The organism is Microcoleus sp. AT9b-C3 (assembly GCF_036705485.1).
Taxonomy (GTDB): Bacteria; Cyanobacteriota; Cyanobacteriia; order Cyanobacteriales; family Microcoleaceae; genus Microcoleus.
The window spans coordinates 24,382-44,020 of record NZ_JAUBUR010000028.1 but is presented as its reverse complement, the minus strand read 5'-3'; the positions used below and the strand labels follow the sequence as shown (position 1 = coordinate 44,020).

Here is a 19,639-nt window from a genome sequence, read left to right as displayed (position 1 = left end):
AACTAGGGAGATGCTTCTTCCTTCGGCTGACTCTGGGAGTTAAGACCCAAAAACGGGCTTAACAACAGCCAGCTAATGAAGAAAAAGGATGCTGTAAATAGCTGGACAATATCGATCGCCGACAAATATCCGTCAGATAATAGTGCAATAGTTCTATCTGTCAGCCCGAAGATCCAAGAGAGAATCCCAAACAGCCAAATGCCTTTTTGGAGCATGGGCAAAAATGCTGAAACTTCGGAGTTTTGCGGCTTGTTCATTGATTTAGCCCTTGTTTGCGAAAAGTCTGATTAACCGGGGCACCCCAAGGGCTTAAGGATTTTTGGTGTCTCCTCGGATTCCCTTTGTTATCTATATGTTAAGAAATATTTCCCGATATGACAACGCGCCCTGAGAGGGATTCCCGCATCTATCTCTAGAGGTAGTTGGAGCGCTGACAAAGAGTTATATTTGCTACACTTTGGCAGCGCCGCTAGAGATTTTGCCGATTTTTTGATAGGTAAATTGCTGAGTACGGTAGCTGGGAGATCTCTTGGAACCGCGCCTAGAAAAGAAAGCTTGTAATTTGTTTTGAAGTATGTAATACTACACGGTGAGCAAGTCTGGTTAAAGAACGATCGTGAGGTTTGTACTGAGGACGAAGGGTTCTCAAAGCCCCAAAAGCCACAGGACAAAACATTTGATTATCAGTATTAACCCGGCTTGATATGAGTTCAGCGTCAATAAAATCGAACAATGGCACGCTTAAATCAGATTATTGCGATCGAAAAAGGCATCAAAAGTCGCTCGGTTCAAGAACTGGCGGAAGCTCAAAAAGCTCTCCAGAAGCCCGCTGTGCTTTCTGGAATCTCCCGCACTTACCGTCCCAAAGACGAAGAAGGCGAACAACTGCCGCCAGAGTCCAAAAAAGTTGAAGTCAAAGCCGAAGAGATTATCCGCAAAACGACTGAAGTTTTGACCAAACTCTTCGACGTAACCGCAACCAAAGATTGGACAAATTGTAGCGCCCGCGCCGACGTAACTGTAGACGGAAACGTGCTTTTGAGCCAAGTTCCCGTCAGCTATTTGCTATTCATTGAAAAGCAGTTAGCAGATTTGCAAGCATTTATCAAAAAACTTCCTGTCTTAGATGCTTCCGAGACTTGGAACTTCGATGCTTCGGCAGACTGTTGGGCCACCGAACCGGTGCAAACTCTCAAGACTTTTAAAACTCCGCGCAATCACGTTAAAGCTGAAGCTACCGAACACCATCCGGCTCAAGTCGATGTTTATTACGAAGATATTACGATCGGCTATTGGCGGACTGTCAAGTTTTCGGGAGCTTTGCCAGCACGGCGGATCAATGAGTTGCTGCAAAGGGTGGAAATCTTGCAGCAAGCTGTTATGTTCGCCCGCGAAGAAGCTAACAATTCTGAAGTTGAGGAACAGAGAGTGGGAGAGCGAATTTTTCAGTTTATTTTCCGCTAATTGCTTGCTTTTTTGATAGTTATGGTTTAAGATATAAACAGAGTACAAGTTCAATCTAAAACTTCAACTTAAACCGTACAAATGTGAAAGTACAGGTTCGACTCCTGTCCCTTCTACCCAAAATAGGGGGGTAGCCCAATTGGCAGAGGCAGCATTGCGTACAAATTCAACAGCAAGCTATTACTCTAAACTCAGCATTCACCGCCGATCGCTAAAACGAATGTCAGGAAAATCACATCATCGAGGTTGCTGGCTCATATCCAGCCCCCTCTACCAAACGCAGGGGGGTAGCTCAATCGGTAGAGCGCGATGCTATTAATCTTAAATCCTTGACTTAAATGTGATAGCGTGCGCAAATGGGCGGTAAATAGAAACCCAGTAGTAAGGTCAGAACTACTGGGTTTTATGGTAATTTATCAATCAAAGTGATACGACTTCCCAAAAAAGAATGCAAAAGCAAGCTCTAAACCGATACAGCGTCAGTCATTTCCAATCTAAAATCTAAAATCTAAAATCTAAAAGGGTATGATTTACTGCATCAATCCTCAATGCGAACAACGCGAAAATCCTGCTGCTGCTCAAAATTGTCAGGCTTGTGGCACGGATTTGTTAATTGGCGATCGCTATCGTATCCTTAAACCAGTGCGATCGCCCAATCCCGCACGCCCCACAGACATCTTTGAAGTCGAAGATTTGGGAACCGGGGAAAACGAATGGGGAACTGTCAAAATTTTAAAAGTCTTGAAACACACCCACAATCCCGATTTAGTTCGCTTGTTCAAGCAAGAAGCGCGAGTTTTGATTTGGCTGGCTGGAAATGGCTCAGTTCCCCAAGTCGAACCTGACGGTTATTTCCCAATTAAACTCCCCCATAACTTCCAAAAATTGTCTTGTTTGGTGATGGAAAAAATTACCGGAGAAAACTTGGCAGAATTCTTAACTAAAAAACAGTACGTTTCTCAAAACCTGGCTCTTGATTGGCTGCAACAAATGACCCATATTTTGCAGGAAATCCACAAACATCATGTAGTGCATCGGGATATTAAGCCATCCAACCTGATGGTTGAAGCCAATGGAAAATTGAGATTAATTGACTTCGGCGCCGCCACTGAAGCAGAGATAGATAGCGCACCCATAGGTTCTGCTGGATACGCCGCACCGGAACAAATTGTAGGTAAAGCAGGCGTGCGATCGGACTTTTTTGCCCTAGGGCGTACTTTTGTACATTTATTAACAGGCATAGAGCCGATCGACTTTCCCGTTAATGAAAAAACTGGTAAAATTAATTGGAGGAACCAGGCTGTAGATATTGACCAGTTACTGCTAGACTCGATCGACGAATTGATCGAACCGCTACCGGAAAACCGACCTGAAAATACCCAAGTTATTTTAGAAAAATTAGAAAAATTAAACATTCACGACGCAGACCCCCTGCAAAAGGGGGACGCAACATCGCTTCAATAAATCTCTTCCAACCTGCGAAAATCCCGCTCAACTTCCGCCCACAAAGCGCGATTGTGGGGGTCAGTTTTCACAGCCTTTTTCAAATAAATTCTCGCCTTATCAACCTGCTTTTCTCCGATCAAATGCCGTCCCCAGCGCTGATAGGCGATCGCCTGCCACTGACGCACCTCCAAATCTTCGGGAACCCGCTGGGCCAAACCCTCAATCAAGGCGATCGCCCGTGGGAACCTCTGATATTTCAGCAACTGCTGCAATTCAAAATAAGCATCTTGCTTTAACTTTTGTTCCACCGCCGACAGATCCGCATTAGATTGAACCGCAGCCTCTTTTCGAGTCACCTTAACTGCCTGCGGTTGAGCTTTCACCCCCAGATCCGGCGATGTCCAAGTAGGCGACACAGTTGAATTGGCAACTTTCGAATCCGCAACATCGGGGGGGGCAACCTTCACCAGGAACTTATAAGCCTCAGTAATAGCAATAAACTTATTCTTAGCCTGTTCGTTTCCCGGATTCACATCGGGGTGATACTGTCTGGCTAACTGCCGATAAGAGGCCTTAACTTGCGATAAACTCGCGCCAGACCTCAGTCCTAACTGTCGGTAATAATCTGCAATATCCATTTAGCATGAATGAGCGTTTATAATACCATTAAATATGGCAGAATCCTTAAATGTAAAGATTCTGCCATAATTTACTGCGAACTAGCTTGTAGTGGGAGAGTTGCCCGCACTACCATCGCACAAAAATAACTTAGGGACGATCTTCGATCACTCTGTCAATCAAGCCGTATTCCTTGGCTTCCTCAGCGGACATGAAATAGTCGCGATCCATGTCCTTCTCGATTTTCTCGATCGGCTTGCCAGTATTCTTAGCATAGATATTATTGAGTTCGTGGCGCAGCCGCAGAATCTCTTTCGCCTCAATCTGAATATCCGTTGCTTGTCCCCGCGTGCCCCCAGAAGGCTGGTGAATCATGATTCGCGAGTGAGGCAAAGCTAACCGTTTCCCCTTCGCACCGGCAGCTAACAGGAAAGAACCCATCGAAGCAGCCAAGCCCACACAAATCGTCACCACGTCCGATTTAATGTGCTGCATGGTATCAAAAATAGCCATGCCTGCCGACACCATTCCGCCTGGGGAATTGATGTACAAAATAATATCCTTACCTGAATCTTCCGAATCGAGATAGAGCATCACAGCGATGATTTGATTGGCAATTTCATCGTCAACGTCCCTGCCCAAGAAAATAATTCGCTCCCGGTAGAGGCGATCGTAGATATTAATCCACTGAGTATCATAACCACCCGGCATTTTGTAGGGAACTTTTGGCACACCTATAGGCATAATTCGGAACTCCGTTTATTTGGTAATTGGTGATCGGGAATTGGGCATCGGGCAAACAGGGCATTGGGCATCGGGAATTGGGCATCGGGCATCGGGAATTGGGCATTGTTAGTCAGAAAAAGACTATTGAATAACTAATCAGGGTAGAAACTATTAGCCATTAACCCTTAATTCTTACTCATCCCACATTACCCATTCCCCATTCCCCATTCCCCATTCCCCATTCCCAGTTAGATGACTCCAGCCGGCAGCGGCTTCGGCAATTCTTCCGAACTTTCAAGAACGCGATCGATCAAACCGTATTCTTTAGCTTCATGAGGCGTCAGGTACAGCAACCGATCCATATCTTTAGTAATCTTTTCGATCGGTTGGCCTGTACAGCTTGCAAAAATCTCAAGCATCGTCGCTTTATTTGCCAGCACTTCCTTAGCCCGAATTTGAATGTCGCTTGCTTGACCCCGCGTGTAAGCCTTGGGTTGGTGCAACACAATAGAAGCGTGTGGCAAACTCGCCCGAAAGCCTTTTGTACCAGCCGCTAAAAGCATCGCAGACATCCCCATTGCCGAACCGAGGCAAATAGTGTGCACGGGCGGCTTAATGTATCTGATCGTGTCGCAGATAGCGAAGGCTTCTGTTTCAAAGCCGACGGGTTCGCCACTGTAACCAGAAGTGCCGGTCGAGTTGATGTAGATTTTGATCGGCTTATCCGGGTCTTCGTACTGCAAGAACAACAGTTCAGCGATAATTAGTTCTGTTACCGCAGGCACCAGAGGCATCCCCAGATAAACGATCCGCTCCTTCAGCAACAGGGATGGCAAATCGGGAGGTGGCGTCCGAGAGTTCCCTTCCCCGTAGTATGGCGATTGCACAGCTTTAATTGGTGTGTTCATATAACCGAAATGTTGCCTGAACTGATGGAGCTATTCTTAAAGAAATACTAACGCAATCTTTAGGTATCCCGCATGAAAGTTAGTTTGCTCCCTGTTTTAAACGACCCTAACCTTGAGGCTACCGCGCCCTCGACCCAGCGCCAGCTAGCGATTTCGGTGTCTGCGACGGCAAGCTCGATCGACTCCAGCGTACCCTTAAACCTGTGCCTGATTCTCGACCACAGCGGTTCGATGGGCGGACGCCCCTTGGAAACCGTCAAACAAGCCGCCGGACGGTTGCTAGACAGGTTGAAGCCTGGGGATCGCTTTTGCGCGGTGGCTTTCGACCATAAAGCCAAAGTCCTCGTCCCCAATCAAATTGTAGGAGATCCCAGCAGTATTAAACGGCAAATTGAGCAATTGCGCTCGGCCGGTGGCACAGCAATTGATGAGGGCATTAAGTTAGGTATTGAAGAGTTGGGCAAAGGCAAAAAAGAAGCTATATCTCAGGCATTTCTGCTGACTGACGGCGAAAACGAACACGGCGACGACAGCCGCTGTTTAAAGTTGGCTAAATTGGCTGCCGACTACAACATGACTTTAAATTCTCTGGGATTTGGCGATAACTGGAACCAGGATATTTTGGAAAAGATTGCTGACGCTGGTGGCGGTGCTCTGGCACACATTCAGCGTCCCGAAGATGCGGTTGACGAGTTTGGTAAACTGTTTAGCCACATCCAAGGTGTAGGCTTGACTAATGCTTATTTGCTATTTTCACTGATGCCAAAAGTGCGGTTAGCCGAACTCAAACCGATCGCCCAAGTTTCCCCGGATACGATCGAATTACCGGTACAGCAAGAGGGCGATCGTTTTATGGTGCGCTTGGGAGATTTAATGAAGGATATAGAGCGAGTAGTTTTGGCTAATATTTATATTGGACAGTTGCCCGAAGGTACACAGGCGATCGGGCAATTGCAAATTCGCTACGACGATCCGAGTGTCGGTCAAGGTTTGCTTTCCGATCCTGTTGCACTTTCCGCTAATGTCCTGAAAGTTTATCAGCCAGCACTCAACCCGATGGTACAGCAGCACATTTTAGCTTTGGCTAAATACCGCCAAACTCAATTAGCCGAAACTAGATTACAACAGGGCGATCGCGCCGGCGCAGCAACGATGCTGCAAACGGCTGCTAAAACTGCTCTGCAAATGGGCGATAAAAGTGCCGCAACTGTGCTACAAACCTCTGCTACTCGTTTGCAATCTGGTGAACAATTGAGTGAAGCCGATCGCAAGAAAACTCGGATTGCTTCTAAAACTATTTTGAAGTAATCTCATGGTTTGTAATTCTAAGGAAATCCGGCGATTGGAAATCGCGACTACACAAACAAAGTCCGCCTTCGCGGACTAAGAATATAGAAACCCGCCAGCGCGGGTTTTGTTTTTGTGTTAGTTTCACTCACCGGTTAAAATTTGTGGATGCTTTAGATGGTCGATCGTTTAGAATGTTTGTATCACCTATCAACAGTGCTTGTATGAACCAGACAATATCTGATAAAGTACGCTGGACTACCGCCGATTTAGAACTATTGCCCGATAACGGCGATCGTTATGAAATTATTGATGGAGAGTTATTTGTGACTAGAGCACCGCATTGGGGTCATCAACAGACTTGTGGCAGAGTTTTTTCTGTGCTCGATACTTGGTCGATGTCTGCCGGTTTAGGACGAGCTGCAATCAATCCTGGTCTTATTTTCACAGATGCCGATAACGTTATTCCTGATGTAGTTTGGGCCAGCAATGAACGCTTGGCTATCTTGCTAGACGAAGCCGGTCATTTAACTGCCGCACCTGAGTTAGTTGTTGAAGTATTGTCCCTCGGTGCAGACAATGAAAGACGGGATAGAGATTTGAAACTCCGACTCTATTCGGTACGAGGAGTACAGGAATACTGGATTGTGAATTGGCGGTTGCAGCAAATAGAAGTTTATCGCAGGGAACAAGCAAGTTTAAGGCTCATTGCTACGCTGTTGAGCGCTGATGAATTGACCTCGCCTTTGTTACCTGGTTTTAGTTGCTCTGTCGCTCGAATTTTTGCTTAGATTTATGAAACACTTTTACCGGACGATCGCCCTTTGGGGATTTGTTACCGTTTTGGGTGGCATATCCCCTGCCATTACAGCAGAGTCAGCGCCAATACTCATCGTTCAAAATCCTGCTGAAGACTTATTTAATAGCGCTTTAGCCAAATCCGAAGCGGGAGACATTCAAGGGGCGATGGCCGATTACACCGAAGCTATTCGCCTCAACCCCAACTACGCCAAAGCCTACAACAAACGCGGCATCATCCACGGCCGCAATCTCAAAGACTATCAAGCAGCTAAAGCAGATTTCGATCGCGCAATTGAAATTAACCCCAACTATGGCGACGCCTACTACAACCGCGCCAGAGTCCGCGAGTTCTTAGAAGACAAACCGGGGGCGATCGCCGATTATCATAAAGCAGCAGAGCTCTATCAAAAAGACGGCAATACCAACGATTATCAAGATGCCATCAAGCATCTTGAAATGCTGCAAGAATAAATGGCTTTTGAAAACGTAGTATAATATCCTGCGATCGGCGTTCATCCGCATTCATCTGCGGTTAAACATTCCAAATCCACCATTCAAAAAATGCCCGAAACTTCCACCGTCACCGTCACCGTACCCGCCACTACCGCCAACCTGGGCCCCGGATTCGACTGCATCGGCGCCGCTTTAAGCCTCTACAACCGCTTCCAATTCTCCCGACTCGAACCCTCAGCAACCGAGAAACTAAAAATTACTGTTACGGGCCAAGAAGCCGCCAAAGTCAAGACAGATGACAGCAATCTCGCTTATCAAGCTTTTCTCAAGTTATACGATCGCCTCAACCAATCGCCGCCCCCTGTAGCGATACATATAGATATGCAAGTTCCGCTGGCTAGAGGCTTGGGAAGTTCCGCCACAGCTATTGTCGGTGGGTTAGTCGGTGCAAATGAGTTAGCCGGTGCGCCTTTGAGTCAAGTGGAAGTGATGCAATTGGCGATCGAACTTGAAGGACATCCCGACAACGTTGTCCCCGCTTTACTCGGAGGGTGTCGCCTCGCTGCTACCCAAACAGCGGGCGCTTCCTGGGAGATTTGCGACATTCCCTGGCATCCAAATATTGTGCCCGTGGTAGCCATCCCCGATTTTGAACTGTCTACAGCCGAAGCCCGCCGAGTTTTGCCCGCAGATTACAGTAAGGCTGATGCGATTTTTAATGCTGCACACCTCGGTTTGCTAGTGCGGGCTTTGGAAACTGGGAATGAAAACTGGCTGCGCTGCGCCCTCCAAGACAAAATTCACCAGCCTTACCGGCAATCTCTGATTCAGGGATATGAAGCGCTGCAACAAGCCGCCGTGAATGCAGGGGCTTGTGGAATGGTAATTAGCGGTGCCGGGCCAACGCTTTTGGCTTTAACGGATGCTACTAATGCTGATGCCGTTGTGAGGGAAATGGCGGCTGCTTGGGGGGAATTTGGGGTAAAGGCAGATGTAAGGGCGATCGGGCTCGATACTAAAGGCGCGCAAGTCTCCCTTTAGTTATTCCACTGCTAGACACACAACATCTACATAACCGTGTTTTGTAGGGGCAATCTCCCGTGGTTGCCCCTCTCGATGGAATTATTCATATTTCTATTCTTTTCCTCTCTCCTTCAAATCTCTTGAATATCAACTCAAGTCTCTTTTCGATAACTTCTGCCATTCCCTCTACAAAATTTTACCTATCAAAAAATCCAGTCATTGTAGGGGCGGATTCACAACAATTTCCGGCTAAAACCAACAAATTTAAAAACCCGCCCCACCAACGATAAATACTGTTAATCAAGTGTGACGCAGCGGAATCTCTATCTGAATTTTAGTGCCTTTCCCCGGTTCGGAAAAACACTTGAACTCTCCTTTGTGCTGCTCTACAATTATCCGATAGCTGAGAGCAAGTCCCGATGATATGGGTGGTTCCGCAGGTTTTGCTCCCAAAAATGGATCGGAAATTTCGGCTGTGGTATCTTTGCTATGTGCGATGTCGTTATCAGCAATCTCAATCGAAATTCGCTGAGAATCGACCACCTGAGTGGTAATCAAAATCACAGGCTTAAATTTGATGGATTCCAACTCCTCTAACTCTTGAGCCGACTCTTCCAAAGCATCGATCGCGTGATTGATGATATTCAGAAAAGCTTGATTGAGCAGACCTGCATAACACTCAATTTGTGGCAAATTGCCGAATTGTTTCATCACCTTGATGTCTCGCCTTCCCTCGCGAGCCGGCAAGCGGTGCTGTAACAACAACAGAGTATTTTCTAAACCGTCGGAAACATCGAATAACTGCCAGCCCGATCGATCGCTGCGGGAAAAATCCTGTAGCGACAAGATTATTTGGCGGATGCGATCGCTCCCGGTACGCATGGAACTCACAATTTTTAATAAATCGTCGAGTACGAATTCTACATCCATATCTTGTTGTTTTTGCAGAATTTCCGATCCGGGATTGACTAGCTCCTTTTGATACAATCGCAGCAGTTCAATTAAATCGGTAGCGTAGCTTTGGACGTGAGTTAGATTGCTGTAAATAAAAGTAATTGGGTTATTAATTTCGTGGGCTATCCCAGACACCAATTCGCCCAAACTAGACATTTTTTCACTTTGCAGAATTCGCTCGCGCGACAGTTGCAATTCTTGCTGGGTAAACTCCAACCGCGCCCTCAACTCATGCGCTTTCTTAGAAGCGCGCACCCGCGCCAATAATTCCTGCTTAACAATCGGTTTAAACAGAAAATCGTCAAAGGGGGCATCCGATTCTTGAACTTCATCAAATTGCTCCGGTGTAGTCAGCAGAATAAAATAGGCTGTCGCCAATTCTCCATCGGCTTTCACCAGCCGGCACACCTCCAAAAAGTTGATTTGAGGCGAAGTCCCGTCGCAAATTATCGCATCGGGGGACAATTCCCTCGCCAATTCTAAACCCTCCTTATCGTCGGGAACGACTCTCACCTGATGTCCCTCTTGGCTGAGTAACTCTTGGACAACTTGAAAAGTCACAGTATCCCCGATGATCGCCAGAATCTTTGCCATACTTCTACCAACTCCACAAATTACTTTTTAGGATACAACCGCCAGAATTGCGCTGACAGATTTAAAATTCCAAAATAGTTCAATTCCATCTAAAAACAGCCGATGCCCGATCCCTCAAAACCCCAAATAGCCCATACCATTTTAGATTTTATGTTTTAGAGAAAAAAATTGGGAATGACTTACTGTATAATAATAGTTGGGAGCTTGCCTACAGTTGCATATTTTTTGGGGACTGGTATCACTAGAAGGTATAATTTTAGACGGGCAATGCAAAAATGCAAATTTTCTCCTTCGTAATTAATGTTACATCAGAGCTTTCTGCCGAAAGACTGCTGAGGGCGATCGCAGATAGTTTCTCAAATTGCGCCAGGAAACAATAAAAAACTTTAAAATCAATTAATAGTATCGTTAAATTCACCTTCTCGGTCAGCGCCTGAGAATGCCAATTACCAACACCACCTCAACTTTGATTCAAGCCGAAACACTAGAACTATTAGAATGGCCGCGCCTGTGTCAGCACTTGGCTACCTTCGCGGCCACCAAACTCGGCGTTGCCGCCGCCCTCGACATCGAAATCCCGGCCACTCAAGCTCAAACAGCAGAACTCCTAGCTCAAACTCAGGAAGCTTATCAGTTAGAGAGCCGCGCTGGCGGTGCTTTGAGTTTTGAGGGAATCCAAGACATCGGCACTTCGCTGCAGCGAGCCGAACTGCAAGGTTTGCTCAGCGGCGAAGAATTGCTGGCCATTGCTACTACCCTCGCCGGAGCAAGGCAATTGCGCCGGATAATTGACTCTCAGGCAGATGTGCCGACGCTCAAAGAACTGGCAGCCCAATTGCGGACTTATCCCGAACTAGAGCAAGAAATCCATCGCTGTATAGACGATCGCGCTCAAGTAGCAGACAGAGCCACTCCTAAATTAGCAGGAATTAGAGTTCAAATGCGACAGTTGCGCGATCGCATTTATCAAATATTGCAGGGGATTTTGCAGCGCCAATCCAACGCCGTACAAGAACAGCTAATTACCCAAAGAAGCGGACGCTTTGTCATTCCCGTCAAAGCTCCCCAAAAAGATGCCATACCGGGCATCGTTCACGACTCCTCGGCCAGTGGCGCGACACTGTACGTAGAACCCCACAGCACAGTCAATCTTAACAACCAAATGCGGCAGTTGCTCAGGCAAGAACAAGCCGAAGAAGAAGCAGTCCGCCGCGCCCTCACGGAGCAAGTCGCAGCAGTAAAACCCGATTTAGACAGATTGGTGGTTGTAGTTACAACTTTAGATTTAGCGGCCGCTAAAGCGCGTTATAGTTTTTGGTTGCAAGCAAATCCGCCGAAATTTATCGAATTGGGAGAGCCAGAATTAGCACCAAAAAATCCCGAAAAAGAAGATGAGGAAAAAGAAGATGAGGAAAACTCAGAAAACAGTCAATTATTAATTCGCAACCTGCGATCGCAAATTACCCTGCGCCAGTTGCGCCATCCTTTATTAGTTTGGCAGCAACAGCACGAGCAAGGCTTTCCAGTCGTGCCGGTCGATTTAACGATCGCGCCGCACATCCGCGTCGTCGCCATCACAGGCCCAAACACAGGCGGCAAAACTGTCACCCTCAAAACCTTGGGATTGGCAGCTTTAATGGCGAAAGCCGGAATGTTTGTGGCAGCCCGCGAACCCGTAGAATTGCCTTGGTTCGACAATATTTTGGCCGATATTGGTGACGAACAATCTTTGCAGCAAAGTTTGTCTACTTTCTCCGGCCATATCCGCCGCATCAGCCGCATTTTAGAAGTTTTACACAATAAATCGCAGGCGGAAGGGGAAAAAAATTCAAACCTTCCAATTACTAATTCCCAACAGCAAGACCAAGAAGCCACAGATACACAGAGCACTGTTTCTGCTCTCCCAATTCTCAAACCTAAATTACAAATTCCCCAAGCCCAAATCCCAATTACCAAATCCCAATTACCAATTCCCAAATCTTTAGTTTTGTTAGACGAAGTAGGAGCGGGAACAGACCCCTCAGAAGGCAGTGCATTGGCGATCGCCCTGTTGCAATACCTCGCCCAACATTCCCTATTAACAGTTGCAACTACCCACTTTGGCGAACTCAAAGCCCTCAAATATCAAGACTCCCGCTTTGAAAATGCCTCAGTAGAATTTGACGACAATTCCATGCAGCCAACCTATCGCTTGCTGTGGGGAATTCCCGGACGTTCCAACGCCCTCACCATTGCCCAAAGACTCGGTTTGCTAGCATCCATAGTCGAAGAAGCTCAAACCTATGTGGGGGGAGCGTCTCAAGATGTTAATCAAGTGATTGCTGGACTCGAAGCACAGCGCCGGAAACAGGAAACCAAGGCCAGAGAAGCAACTCAACTGCTACACCAAACCGAAAAACTGCACAGAGAAGTTTCTCAAAAAGCAGCCGCTTTGCAAGAGCGGGAGCGAGAACTAAAAATAGCTCAGGAAGTGGCAGTAAATGAGGCGATAGGGTCGGCAAAATCAGAAATTGCTCAAATCATTCGTCGCTTGCAGTCGGGCAACCAGACGGCTCAAAATGCCCAACAAGCGACAGAAACCTTAAATCAAATTTCCCAAAAACACCTGCCCTCTCGCCAACAACCGGCTAAACCCAAACCGAGTTTTATGCCGAAAGTGGGCGATCGCATCCGCATTCCCAGCTTGGGCCAAACCGCCGAAGTCCTCAGCGGTCCCGATGCTAACGAAGAGTTGAGCGTTCGGTTCGGGATTATGAAAATGACTGTCAAACTCGGAGAAATTGAATCCCTCGACGGTCAAAAACCCGAAACTAAAGCTCAATTAGCCAAGGCGGCCGCCCAAGCACAAGCACTCGCTACGGCTAAAGCTAAGCAAGCAGCGTCGGAACCTGCAAAACCCAATCCCGAAATTGCCATCCGCACTGCTAATAATTCGATCGACCTACGGGGTGCGAGAGTCTCAGATGCAGAAATCGAAATAGACAGAGCTCTTTCCAAAGCCGTGGAATACGGAGTCCTGTGGATAATTCACGGCAAAGGTACGGGACAGTTGCGGCGCGGCGTTCACGAGTTCCTCGCGAATCACCCGCAGGTTTCCCGCTTTGAGCTCGCCAGTCAAAAAGAAGGAGGTGCAGGTGTGACAGTGGTTTATTTGAAATAATCAAAATTTACGCATTTCCGGTTGACTCATAATTATAGCAATCCTAAATCATTTGTAAATTTCTTACTCCCTCCCCTTAGTAAGGGGAGGGTTGGGGTGGGGTTAAAAATTTACGAGTCATTTAGGATTGCTATATATAGTTGTATGCAGCAACACAAGTCGCAACGAACATATCATACTGATGCAACCGGAATGGATTATACTGCAAATGTGGCATAATTAAGAGTTGATTTACCACTTTAGTAACTGCCTGACTAATGACGTAATGCTCTCTATTGCTAAAACCGAAGGTGGTTTATCTCACCCCGAAGCCGTCGGGTTCTTCGACAAAATGAAGCAAGAAAAGCGCTTCACGAGCGATGTTTGGGGCGTACAGTTTAACTTCAAACAAGCTATTAAACAAGTGGAAAAAGATAACTACTCCCAAGCCGAAGGGTGGCTGATTCGGGTGCAGCAGCCAGATGACCGTGAAGCACCTGTCAAGGAATTGGTGCAACCGTTAACAGTTTAAAGTGAAGGATATCACCAGTTAATTAAGAGCAGCGAAAAGATGACCCAGAATCCTATCAATCAGCTTAGCGAAACTATCCCCCAAACACTAAATGGTTATGATCCTAATGTGTTTCCAGCTTTTCATCAAATGCTCACTACTCACTTTCCAGGGGCATTACCCATGAGCAAGTACATGAGAAAGACGTTCCAAAGCTTGAGTACCTACGGTTTTTGTGATGAAAATACGATGGGAATGATAGCAATTTGTCGGGATGAAATCGCCGAACCCCTATTCGCCGAAGTAATTCGATACTGGGGGAAAACCTTTAATTGTTGCAGCTTAGCTGGATTTGTGATGATGGGCAAAACAGGGTTAGCTTCTGCGACCGACCATACCCCTATAGTTGATGGAATTCGTCGTTTTACCTTTTATGCCATGCCCCACATCGCTATTTCTAGACATGGCGATATTGGCATGGTTTATCGAGATGGTATTCAAAAAGCTTCCCATGCCTGTGGAGCATTAGAAGCGATTGTTGAAGAGTTGGCAGCGGGGCACCTAAAGCTAGAAATGGATATGCAGGATATTGAACAAACAATTATTCGGCAAAAAATTCTTTCAACCATTACCTATGGAGATAAACCCGATTTAATAGAAATTACAAAATTGGCATCTCGAATTATTTCTGAGGATGTCGAACATCTTTTAGAGACCCTGGATCGATCTATTTTTACCTATGCCGTTATGACCGGCATTCAAATTCACGGTCCCCTGGGCACCCACTGGATTTATCCGCAAGATTTTTATGTTGTTAACAGCGATATTCCGGGAGGGAAAAGAACACTTCAAGCTGTTCGATAATCTCCACTAAAAGGAAGATTCAAGGATGTCAGCAGCAGTTAAAAAGGCAGCACAACCGCTGAGGATCTCAGCGGAAGTTCCCCCTTTGATTAATGCTAATTTATGGGCGGGTAAATTATCCATTACTACTACCGCTCCTTCCCATAATTGAGGACATAAAAAATGCTGAATAAATATAGCAAATGCCTGTCCATCCATTGAATCATTCATCGTCATCAATGCCAACACTTTATTCATACTAATTGCGCCAATTGCTGTGACTTTGGCTCCCCGATAGAATGCTTTTTTTTGTATACTATTGTCCCGTGCTGGGAGCGGGCATAAGTTCTACTCAAACGAGCGTAGAATACCAGTTTCATCCAAAAATACTGGAGGGGTGACAAAGAGGCCTAGGAGATAGACCGCATCATCGTACTGATGCAACTGGAATGGGTACTATACTGCAAATGTGGCATAATTAAGAGTTGATTTACCACTTTAGTAACTGCCTGACTAATGAAAAAAACTCCCTCAAATGAAGTTTTGGTTGGCGACTGTCGTGAAGTGATGAAGACATTGCCAGAAAATTATATTTCAGCGTGTATCACTGACCCACCTTATAATTATGAATTTATTGGTCATAAATGGGATGACTCAGAAATTCAAAGGCGTATGGAAAGAGTCAATGGCAAGGGAAATAAAACCCTTGTTAAAAACATTCCCTATGGCAGTGGTTTAGCAGGTGGAGTCAGAAACGAAAAATGGTATCAAAGGAATCGCAACAACACTCTGGATTATGAAAAGTGGTGCTTTGAGTGGGGCGAGCAGCTTTTTCGGATCTGCAAACCGGGTGCGACAGTTTTAGTTTTCAACAGCACGCGGACTGTTGCTCACGTACAAGTTGCACTTGAAACTGCTGGTTTCTATGCGAGAGATATTCTTGTTTATAAAAGATCCAGCGGTATCCCTAAAGGTGTCAATATCAAACAACAGTTAGAGAAGAAAGGATATGAAAATCCTGAAAAATGGGATGGTTGGCACAGTTGTCTGAGGAACGAATGGGAAGCAATCTGCGTACTTCAAAAACCACTGGTCAATAATTACTTGGAAACTCTACAGGAGTATGGTACTGGTCTATTTTATACTAGAGATCAGTTCGGTGGTTTTCAGTCCAATATTTTAGAAGGTATACAGCGTGAGAAAACCGAGGAGTTTAACGTCCATTGCACAGTTAAACCAATCGCTCTAATGAGAAAGTTGGTCGAAATATTTGTACCGCGTTTGGAAAATTCTATTCTAATCGATCCTTTCGCAGGATCGGGAACTACATTGCTGGCGGCGAAAGAATTTGGCATTAGGTATGTTGGTATTGAAATAGTACCTGACTACATAGAGATTATCAACAAGCGCCTTGATAGTTTCAGCGGTATACAGGGAATTCTCCCACTTTTTCAATAAGAAATGACTTTAAATCAAACCCGCTTATTGTTTTTATGAACTCAAAGGAAGCGTCCCCAGTGTAAACTTTCCAAGTCCCTACTTGGCACGCTGTAATAGCTGCGGGCAAATTATCTGGTCTAAGAATTAAGAATACGGGTTCGTAATTATAAGTACGAAGTAGTGGGCCATAAGATTTGAACTTTTTCAGTGTTCCAGAGTCTCCTGAGCCAATACGATATTTTGTATCTATTGCGTACCCATCAACAATCAGATCGCACGGCTCATCGCTTCCAACTTTAAATGCTGGCTGAAAACTACTGCAATATGTTTTACAAGTTTCAGTAACTAACAATTGCCAACACATACCTAACTCACGTCCCCAATATTGCCTATTTTCTTTTTTTATTATTGGAGAAAGACCAAACACATCCATTAAAACATCGTGTTCTTCATTCTCTTCTGCATAAATTTTTTCGGTAAATGAGTTTTGGTATCTTGCTAAAATTTGCTCTAGTCTTCTTTCAGTCATCATCAGTTACCAGATCAGCTAGACTAACGGATAATGCCTTGGCTATTTTGCTGGCATTAACTAGCGTTATATTCCTTTCACCTCGTTCAACTGAACCAATATAGGTGCGATGTAATTCAGATAGTTCTGCAAGCTGATCTTGGGAAAGATTTCTGAGCTTTCTGAAATGTCTAACTTTTTTACCAAATTGCTCGGTAATATCCATAGATGGCGCCAGATGAAGCAATGACAACTATAATCTGACAGACTATAAGTAGCGACAGACTATAAGTAGCATTCGATAGCGCTAGGATGTTTGCATTGATATAAGCCCCAATAGTTTCTAAAGCACTGATTTGATTTCGGTCACTCTGTGGCGTAGGATGGTTAGAAGTAAAAATCTATGGGTTTTGCGGATTGCGATCGATCGAACTTGAAACCGCAACTTTTCACCCGCAAATCCGTCCAGCAGTTAGGATTGCCGGAATCAAAGCAACGAGCTATGGAGACAAATTAACAGATGTGCTGTTGCCCACAGGCAGCAAAGCTTTAATCACTGCATACTGTTTGATATCCTGCCTCAACCTGTCTTAAATTTCCCGTGCTGAAGCCATGCGCTCGACCGTAAAGCCCTCCGCTCCCACAAACGAAACGGGCCCATCTCCCAACTGGGAAGAATTGACCCAAAAAGCACCAGAACCTACCCAGTTGGACAACATTAAAGCCCAACTGGATTTAGTGCTGTTAGCCTTAGAAGCACTGGCAGAAATTGGCTCAGAGGCGATGCTCCAGGTAGCAGCCGAACTGAATTTAGAGCCAATGGTAGCCGATCGGGTAGCTTTGTGGCGGCTGCGCCAATCTAACCCGCTGCGGAAAGGCCACGGAGGGCGCAAAAAACTCGATGTGGAGGAAGCTCGATCGCTCGTTTTGATAAGCTGTCATTTGGCAAAACAGCACCAAGCTTTAATCCGCCGCGCTGTTGCTTTGCTCGAACAAATGGCTGAGCAAAACCGCGAACCTCACACCATCGCTTTGCTGGGAGATTATATTGACAGGTTCAGCAACACTTATGGCTCGCGCATGGAAGATGCAGAAAATTTATCGGCCCGAGAGTTGACTGATTTGGCTCTCAAACTCCTGATCGACTTGCTGTTTTACAGCAGTCCCGGCGGCCACCGCCGCCTGTGGCTGGCTCTTCTAGACCGCGCTAAGAATTAAACAACGGTCAACAGTCAACGGTCAACAGTCAACAGTCAACAGTCAACAGTCAACAGTCAACGGTCAACAGTCAACAGACTTTTTGCTATGGTTCTCAAACGGTACACGCCCCCCACTTGCACGCTGGAAATTACAGCCAAAAGTTCGCCTCTATCTCGCTGGGCGGGCCAACCGGTGTTTAAATCTTTAAGTTTCGAGCTGCGACTCGACGACCCCAGGCTGCCAGATACCCAACACGTTACTCTCAGGGGCGATCGAATTCAACTCGAAACCCTCCACGAAGCTGTTAGCAACTACGTCCAAAACTTGCTGGGCGAATCCCGCGATTGGGAAAGCAACCTTAACTCTCAAACAGGCCGTATTCCTGCGGGTTCAGACTCGCCCGAAGCAGCGCGTAACGCCGTCATATTCGATCGACCCCTCAACACTTCCGAACTAGCAACCTCAAACCCCTACTCTCTCCCAACCTCCTACCTTCCGGTTCCCCCCCGCTTAGAACCCCGCGGCTTGCTCGCTCACAACTTGTTTTTAGGCTCTTTGAGCGCCGTAGAATCCGGGCCAGTAGTTCCCTTGAGCACCCTGCAACTGTTTGACTTGGCCACAGCACTCGATGACTGCGCCGCCGAAGTGATGGCGCTTCCCAACCTCAACCGCGAGTCCCGACGGCCGTTGTCCTCACCCTGGCTCAAGGTGGCAGCAATGCTGGTCGCCAGCGCGGGCCTGACGACAGGAATTATCAAAATGCTCGATCGAGCCGCCACCTCCCCGCAAACCGCCACAGCCCCCGCCAATCCACCATTGAGCACCGATCCAGGAAACCCTCAGTTAGCTGCCGGCGTCTCCCCCAGTCCAGTTCCCGCCCTACCGACACCCCCAGCACCAAAACCCGCAGCCACACCCGGTTTACCGCCCCTGCCGCCCCCGCCCATCAACACCGCCGCCTCCCCCAGCCCCAGCTTACCTCCCATCGCCCTCACCCCAGCTTCCCCCAGCAACAGACCCAGCCCCATCCAGCAGCCACCCCTGCTATTTCCCCCCAACGGCAGCGCACCCAGCGCCCCACAGAGCGCCCCAGCTTTCCCTCAAGGGCAAACAATCACTATTCCCGCCCCCGAAGAACCGCCCATTTCCGCCCCCCAAGCACCCGCACCAGTACCCTACGTGCTGCCCCCCCTACCGCCGAGACTAGCTCCCGCCGTACCTCCCCCCCTGCCGCCCTCCCTGTCGGCTTCCCGATTTCCTGTTCCCCCGCCGCAAACCTTCCCCAGCCCCATCGAGCCGATTGTCCCCCCAGCCAGTACCGAACTCCCACCCCTTGAGGACGCTCAACCAACTGCGGAGTCCGACGACAACAACCAGGTGGCGGCGAGCAAAAAAAACCGCACTTTATTTGATACAATTCCTCAAGTTTCCGAAGCTAGAACTTACTTTGAGGAACGCTGGAAGCCTCCAGAAGGAATGGAGCAAACTTTGGAATACAGCGTGCTGATCGATGAAAATGGGTCAGTTGAAAGTATTGTGCCGATGGGAAAAGCAGCAGCAGATTATATCGAGAAAGCTAATATGCCCTTAGCTGGCGAGCCGTTTGTTTCTGCTGTTTCTAATGGCAAAAACCCGAAAATTCGAGTTGTTTTGCGACCAAACGGTCGAGTACAAACCTTTTTGGAAGAGAGCGATTAAACGCTCTCAAACACATTGTCGAGATG

General features: G+C 46.9%; 20 protein-coding genes. 12 read left to right on the top strand and 8 right to left on the bottom strand.

Going from position 1 to position 19,639, the window contains the following annotated elements; translation table 11 throughout:
- Positions 1-2: 2 nt before the first annotated feature.
- The gene (locus tag QUB77_RS22660) at positions 3-257 is read right to left on the bottom strand and encodes a hypothetical protein (RefSeq protein ID WP_333177529.1); all 255 of its coding nucleotides are present in this window, start codon (positions 255-257) and stop codon (positions 3-5) included.
- Between the two features lie 475 nt (positions 258-732).
- On the opposite strand from QUB77_RS22660, the gene QUB77_RS22655 reads away from it, so the two are divergent.
- Together QUB77_RS22655 and QUB77_RS22650 are read left to right on the top strand one after the other, a co-directional pair.
- Entirely contained in the window at positions 733-1,464 is a 732-nt protein-coding gene (locus QUB77_RS22655) for a DUF7873 family protein (protein WP_190732936.1), read from the top strand.
- 525 nt (positions 1,465-1,989) lie between these two features.
- A complete protein-coding gene (locus QUB77_RS22650; RefSeq protein WP_333177531.1) occupies positions 1,990-2,928 on the top strand; it encodes a serine/threonine-protein kinase in 939 nt (312 codons plus the stop codon).
- Here the strand turns inward: QUB77_RS22650 and QUB77_RS22645 are convergent.
- The 3 genes from QUB77_RS22645 to QUB77_RS22635 form a co-directional block, all read right to left on the bottom strand.
- Complete coding sequence (locus QUB77_RS22645) at positions 2,922-3,548, bottom strand: J domain-containing protein (RefSeq protein ID WP_333177534.1); 627 nt, start codon at positions 3,546-3,548, stop codon at positions 2,922-2,924. The genes QUB77_RS22650 and QUB77_RS22645 overlap by 7 nt on opposite strands.
- 130 nt (positions 3,549-3,678) lie before the next feature.
- Complete coding sequence (locus QUB77_RS22640) at positions 3,679-4,272, bottom strand: ATP-dependent Clp protease proteolytic subunit (RefSeq protein WP_190657906.1); 594 nt, start codon at positions 4,270-4,272, stop codon at positions 3,679-3,681.
- Between the two features lie 230 nt (positions 4,273-4,502).
- Positions 4,503-5,162: an ATP-dependent Clp protease proteolytic subunit gene (locus QUB77_RS22635; RefSeq protein WP_190741967.1), complete on the bottom strand. Its 660-nt coding sequence runs from the start codon at positions 5,160-5,162 to the stop codon at positions 4,503-4,505.
- Between the two features lie 72 nt (positions 5,163-5,234).
- Between QUB77_RS22635 and QUB77_RS22630 the strand changes: the two genes are divergently transcribed.
- From QUB77_RS22630 to thrB, 4 genes are all read left to right on the top strand, one after another.
- Positions 5,235-6,470: a VWA domain-containing protein gene (locus QUB77_RS22630; RefSeq protein WP_333323535.1), complete on the top strand. Its 1,236-nt coding sequence runs from the start codon at positions 5,235-5,237 to the stop codon at positions 6,468-6,470.
- A 203-nt stretch (positions 6,471-6,673) separates the two neighbouring features.
- Positions 6,674-7,240, top strand: coding sequence for a Uma2 family endonuclease (locus tag QUB77_RS22625; RefSeq protein ID WP_333177540.1), 567 nt, complete (start codon positions 6,674-6,676; stop codon positions 7,238-7,240).
- 4 nt (positions 7,241-7,244) lie between these two features.
- Positions 7,245-7,721 (top strand): tetratricopeptide repeat protein, encoded by a 477-nt coding sequence (locus QUB77_RS22620; protein ID WP_333177543.1) that lies wholly within the window; start codon positions 7,245-7,247, stop codon positions 7,719-7,721.
- A 90-nt stretch (positions 7,722-7,811) separates the two neighbouring features.
- Positions 7,812-8,744, top strand: coding sequence for a homoserine kinase (gene thrB, locus QUB77_RS22615; protein ID WP_333177546.1), 933 nt, complete (start codon positions 7,812-7,814; stop codon positions 8,742-8,744).
- Between the two features lie 282 nt (positions 8,745-9,026).
- Here thrB and QUB77_RS22610 read toward each other — a convergent pair whose 3' ends face one another.
- On the bottom strand, positions 9,027-10,274 hold the full coding sequence (locus tag QUB77_RS22610; RefSeq protein ID WP_333177548.1) for a response regulator: 1,248 nt from the start codon (positions 10,272-10,274) through the stop codon (positions 9,027-9,029).
- A 466-nt stretch (positions 10,275-10,740) separates the two neighbouring features.
- Here QUB77_RS22610 and QUB77_RS22605 point away from each other — a divergent pair, with 466 nt between their 5' ends.
- The 3 genes from QUB77_RS22605 (at position 10,741) to QUB77_RS22595 (ending at position 14,788) form a co-directional block, all read left to right on the top strand.
- Entirely contained in the window at positions 10,741-13,434 is a 2,694-nt protein-coding gene (locus QUB77_RS22605) for an endonuclease MutS2 (protein ID WP_333323540.1), read from the top strand.
- A gap of 265 nt (positions 13,435-13,699) precedes the next feature.
- Entirely contained in the window at positions 13,700-13,945 is a 246-nt protein-coding gene (locus tag QUB77_RS22600; protein WP_333323533.1) for a hypothetical protein, read from the top strand.
- 39 nt (positions 13,946-13,984) lie between these two features.
- A complete protein-coding gene (locus QUB77_RS22595; protein ID WP_333066932.1) occupies positions 13,985-14,788 on the top strand; it encodes a hypothetical protein in 804 nt (267 codons plus the stop codon).
- 6 nt (positions 14,789-14,794) lie between these two features.
- On the opposite strand, the gene QUB77_RS22590 is transcribed toward QUB77_RS22595, so the two are convergent.
- Entirely contained in the window at positions 14,795-15,082 is a 288-nt protein-coding gene (locus QUB77_RS22590) for a transposase (protein WP_333323538.1), read from the bottom strand.
- Between the two features lie 201 nt (positions 15,083-15,283).
- On the opposite strand from QUB77_RS22590, the gene QUB77_RS22585 reads away from it, so the two are divergent.
- Entirely contained in the window at positions 15,284-16,225 is a 942-nt protein-coding gene (locus QUB77_RS22585) for a site-specific DNA-methyltransferase (protein WP_333323531.1), read from the top strand.
- Here QUB77_RS22585 and QUB77_RS22580 read toward each other — a convergent pair.
- Together QUB77_RS22580 and QUB77_RS22575 are read right to left on the bottom strand one after the other, a co-directional pair.
- The gene (locus tag QUB77_RS22580) at positions 16,188-16,739 is read right to left on the bottom strand and encodes a hypothetical protein (protein ID WP_333323529.1); all 552 of its coding nucleotides are present in this window, start codon (positions 16,737-16,739) and stop codon (positions 16,188-16,190) included. The genes QUB77_RS22585 and QUB77_RS22580 overlap by 38 nt on opposite strands.
- Positions 16,729-16,941 (bottom strand): helix-turn-helix transcriptional regulator, encoded by a 213-nt coding sequence (locus QUB77_RS22575; protein WP_333323527.1) that lies wholly within the window; start codon positions 16,939-16,941, stop codon positions 16,729-16,731. The genes QUB77_RS22580 and QUB77_RS22575 overlap by 11 nt, the downstream gene beginning before the upstream one ends.
- A gap of 386 nt (positions 16,942-17,327) precedes the next feature.
- Here QUB77_RS22575 and QUB77_RS22570 point away from each other — a divergent pair, with 386 nt between their 5' ends.
- Together QUB77_RS22570 and QUB77_RS22565 are read left to right on the top strand one after the other, a co-directional pair.
- Positions 17,328-17,933, top strand: coding sequence for a DUF3038 domain-containing protein (locus QUB77_RS22570; RefSeq protein ID WP_333323525.1), 606 nt, complete (start codon positions 17,328-17,330; stop codon positions 17,931-17,933).
- An 87-nt stretch (positions 17,934-18,020) separates the two neighbouring features.
- Positions 18,021-19,613: a DUF4335 domain-containing protein gene (locus QUB77_RS22565; protein ID WP_333323523.1), complete on the top strand. Its 1,593-nt coding sequence runs from the start codon at positions 18,021-18,023 to the stop codon at positions 19,611-19,613.
- Positions 19,614-19,639 lie beyond the last annotated feature (26 nt).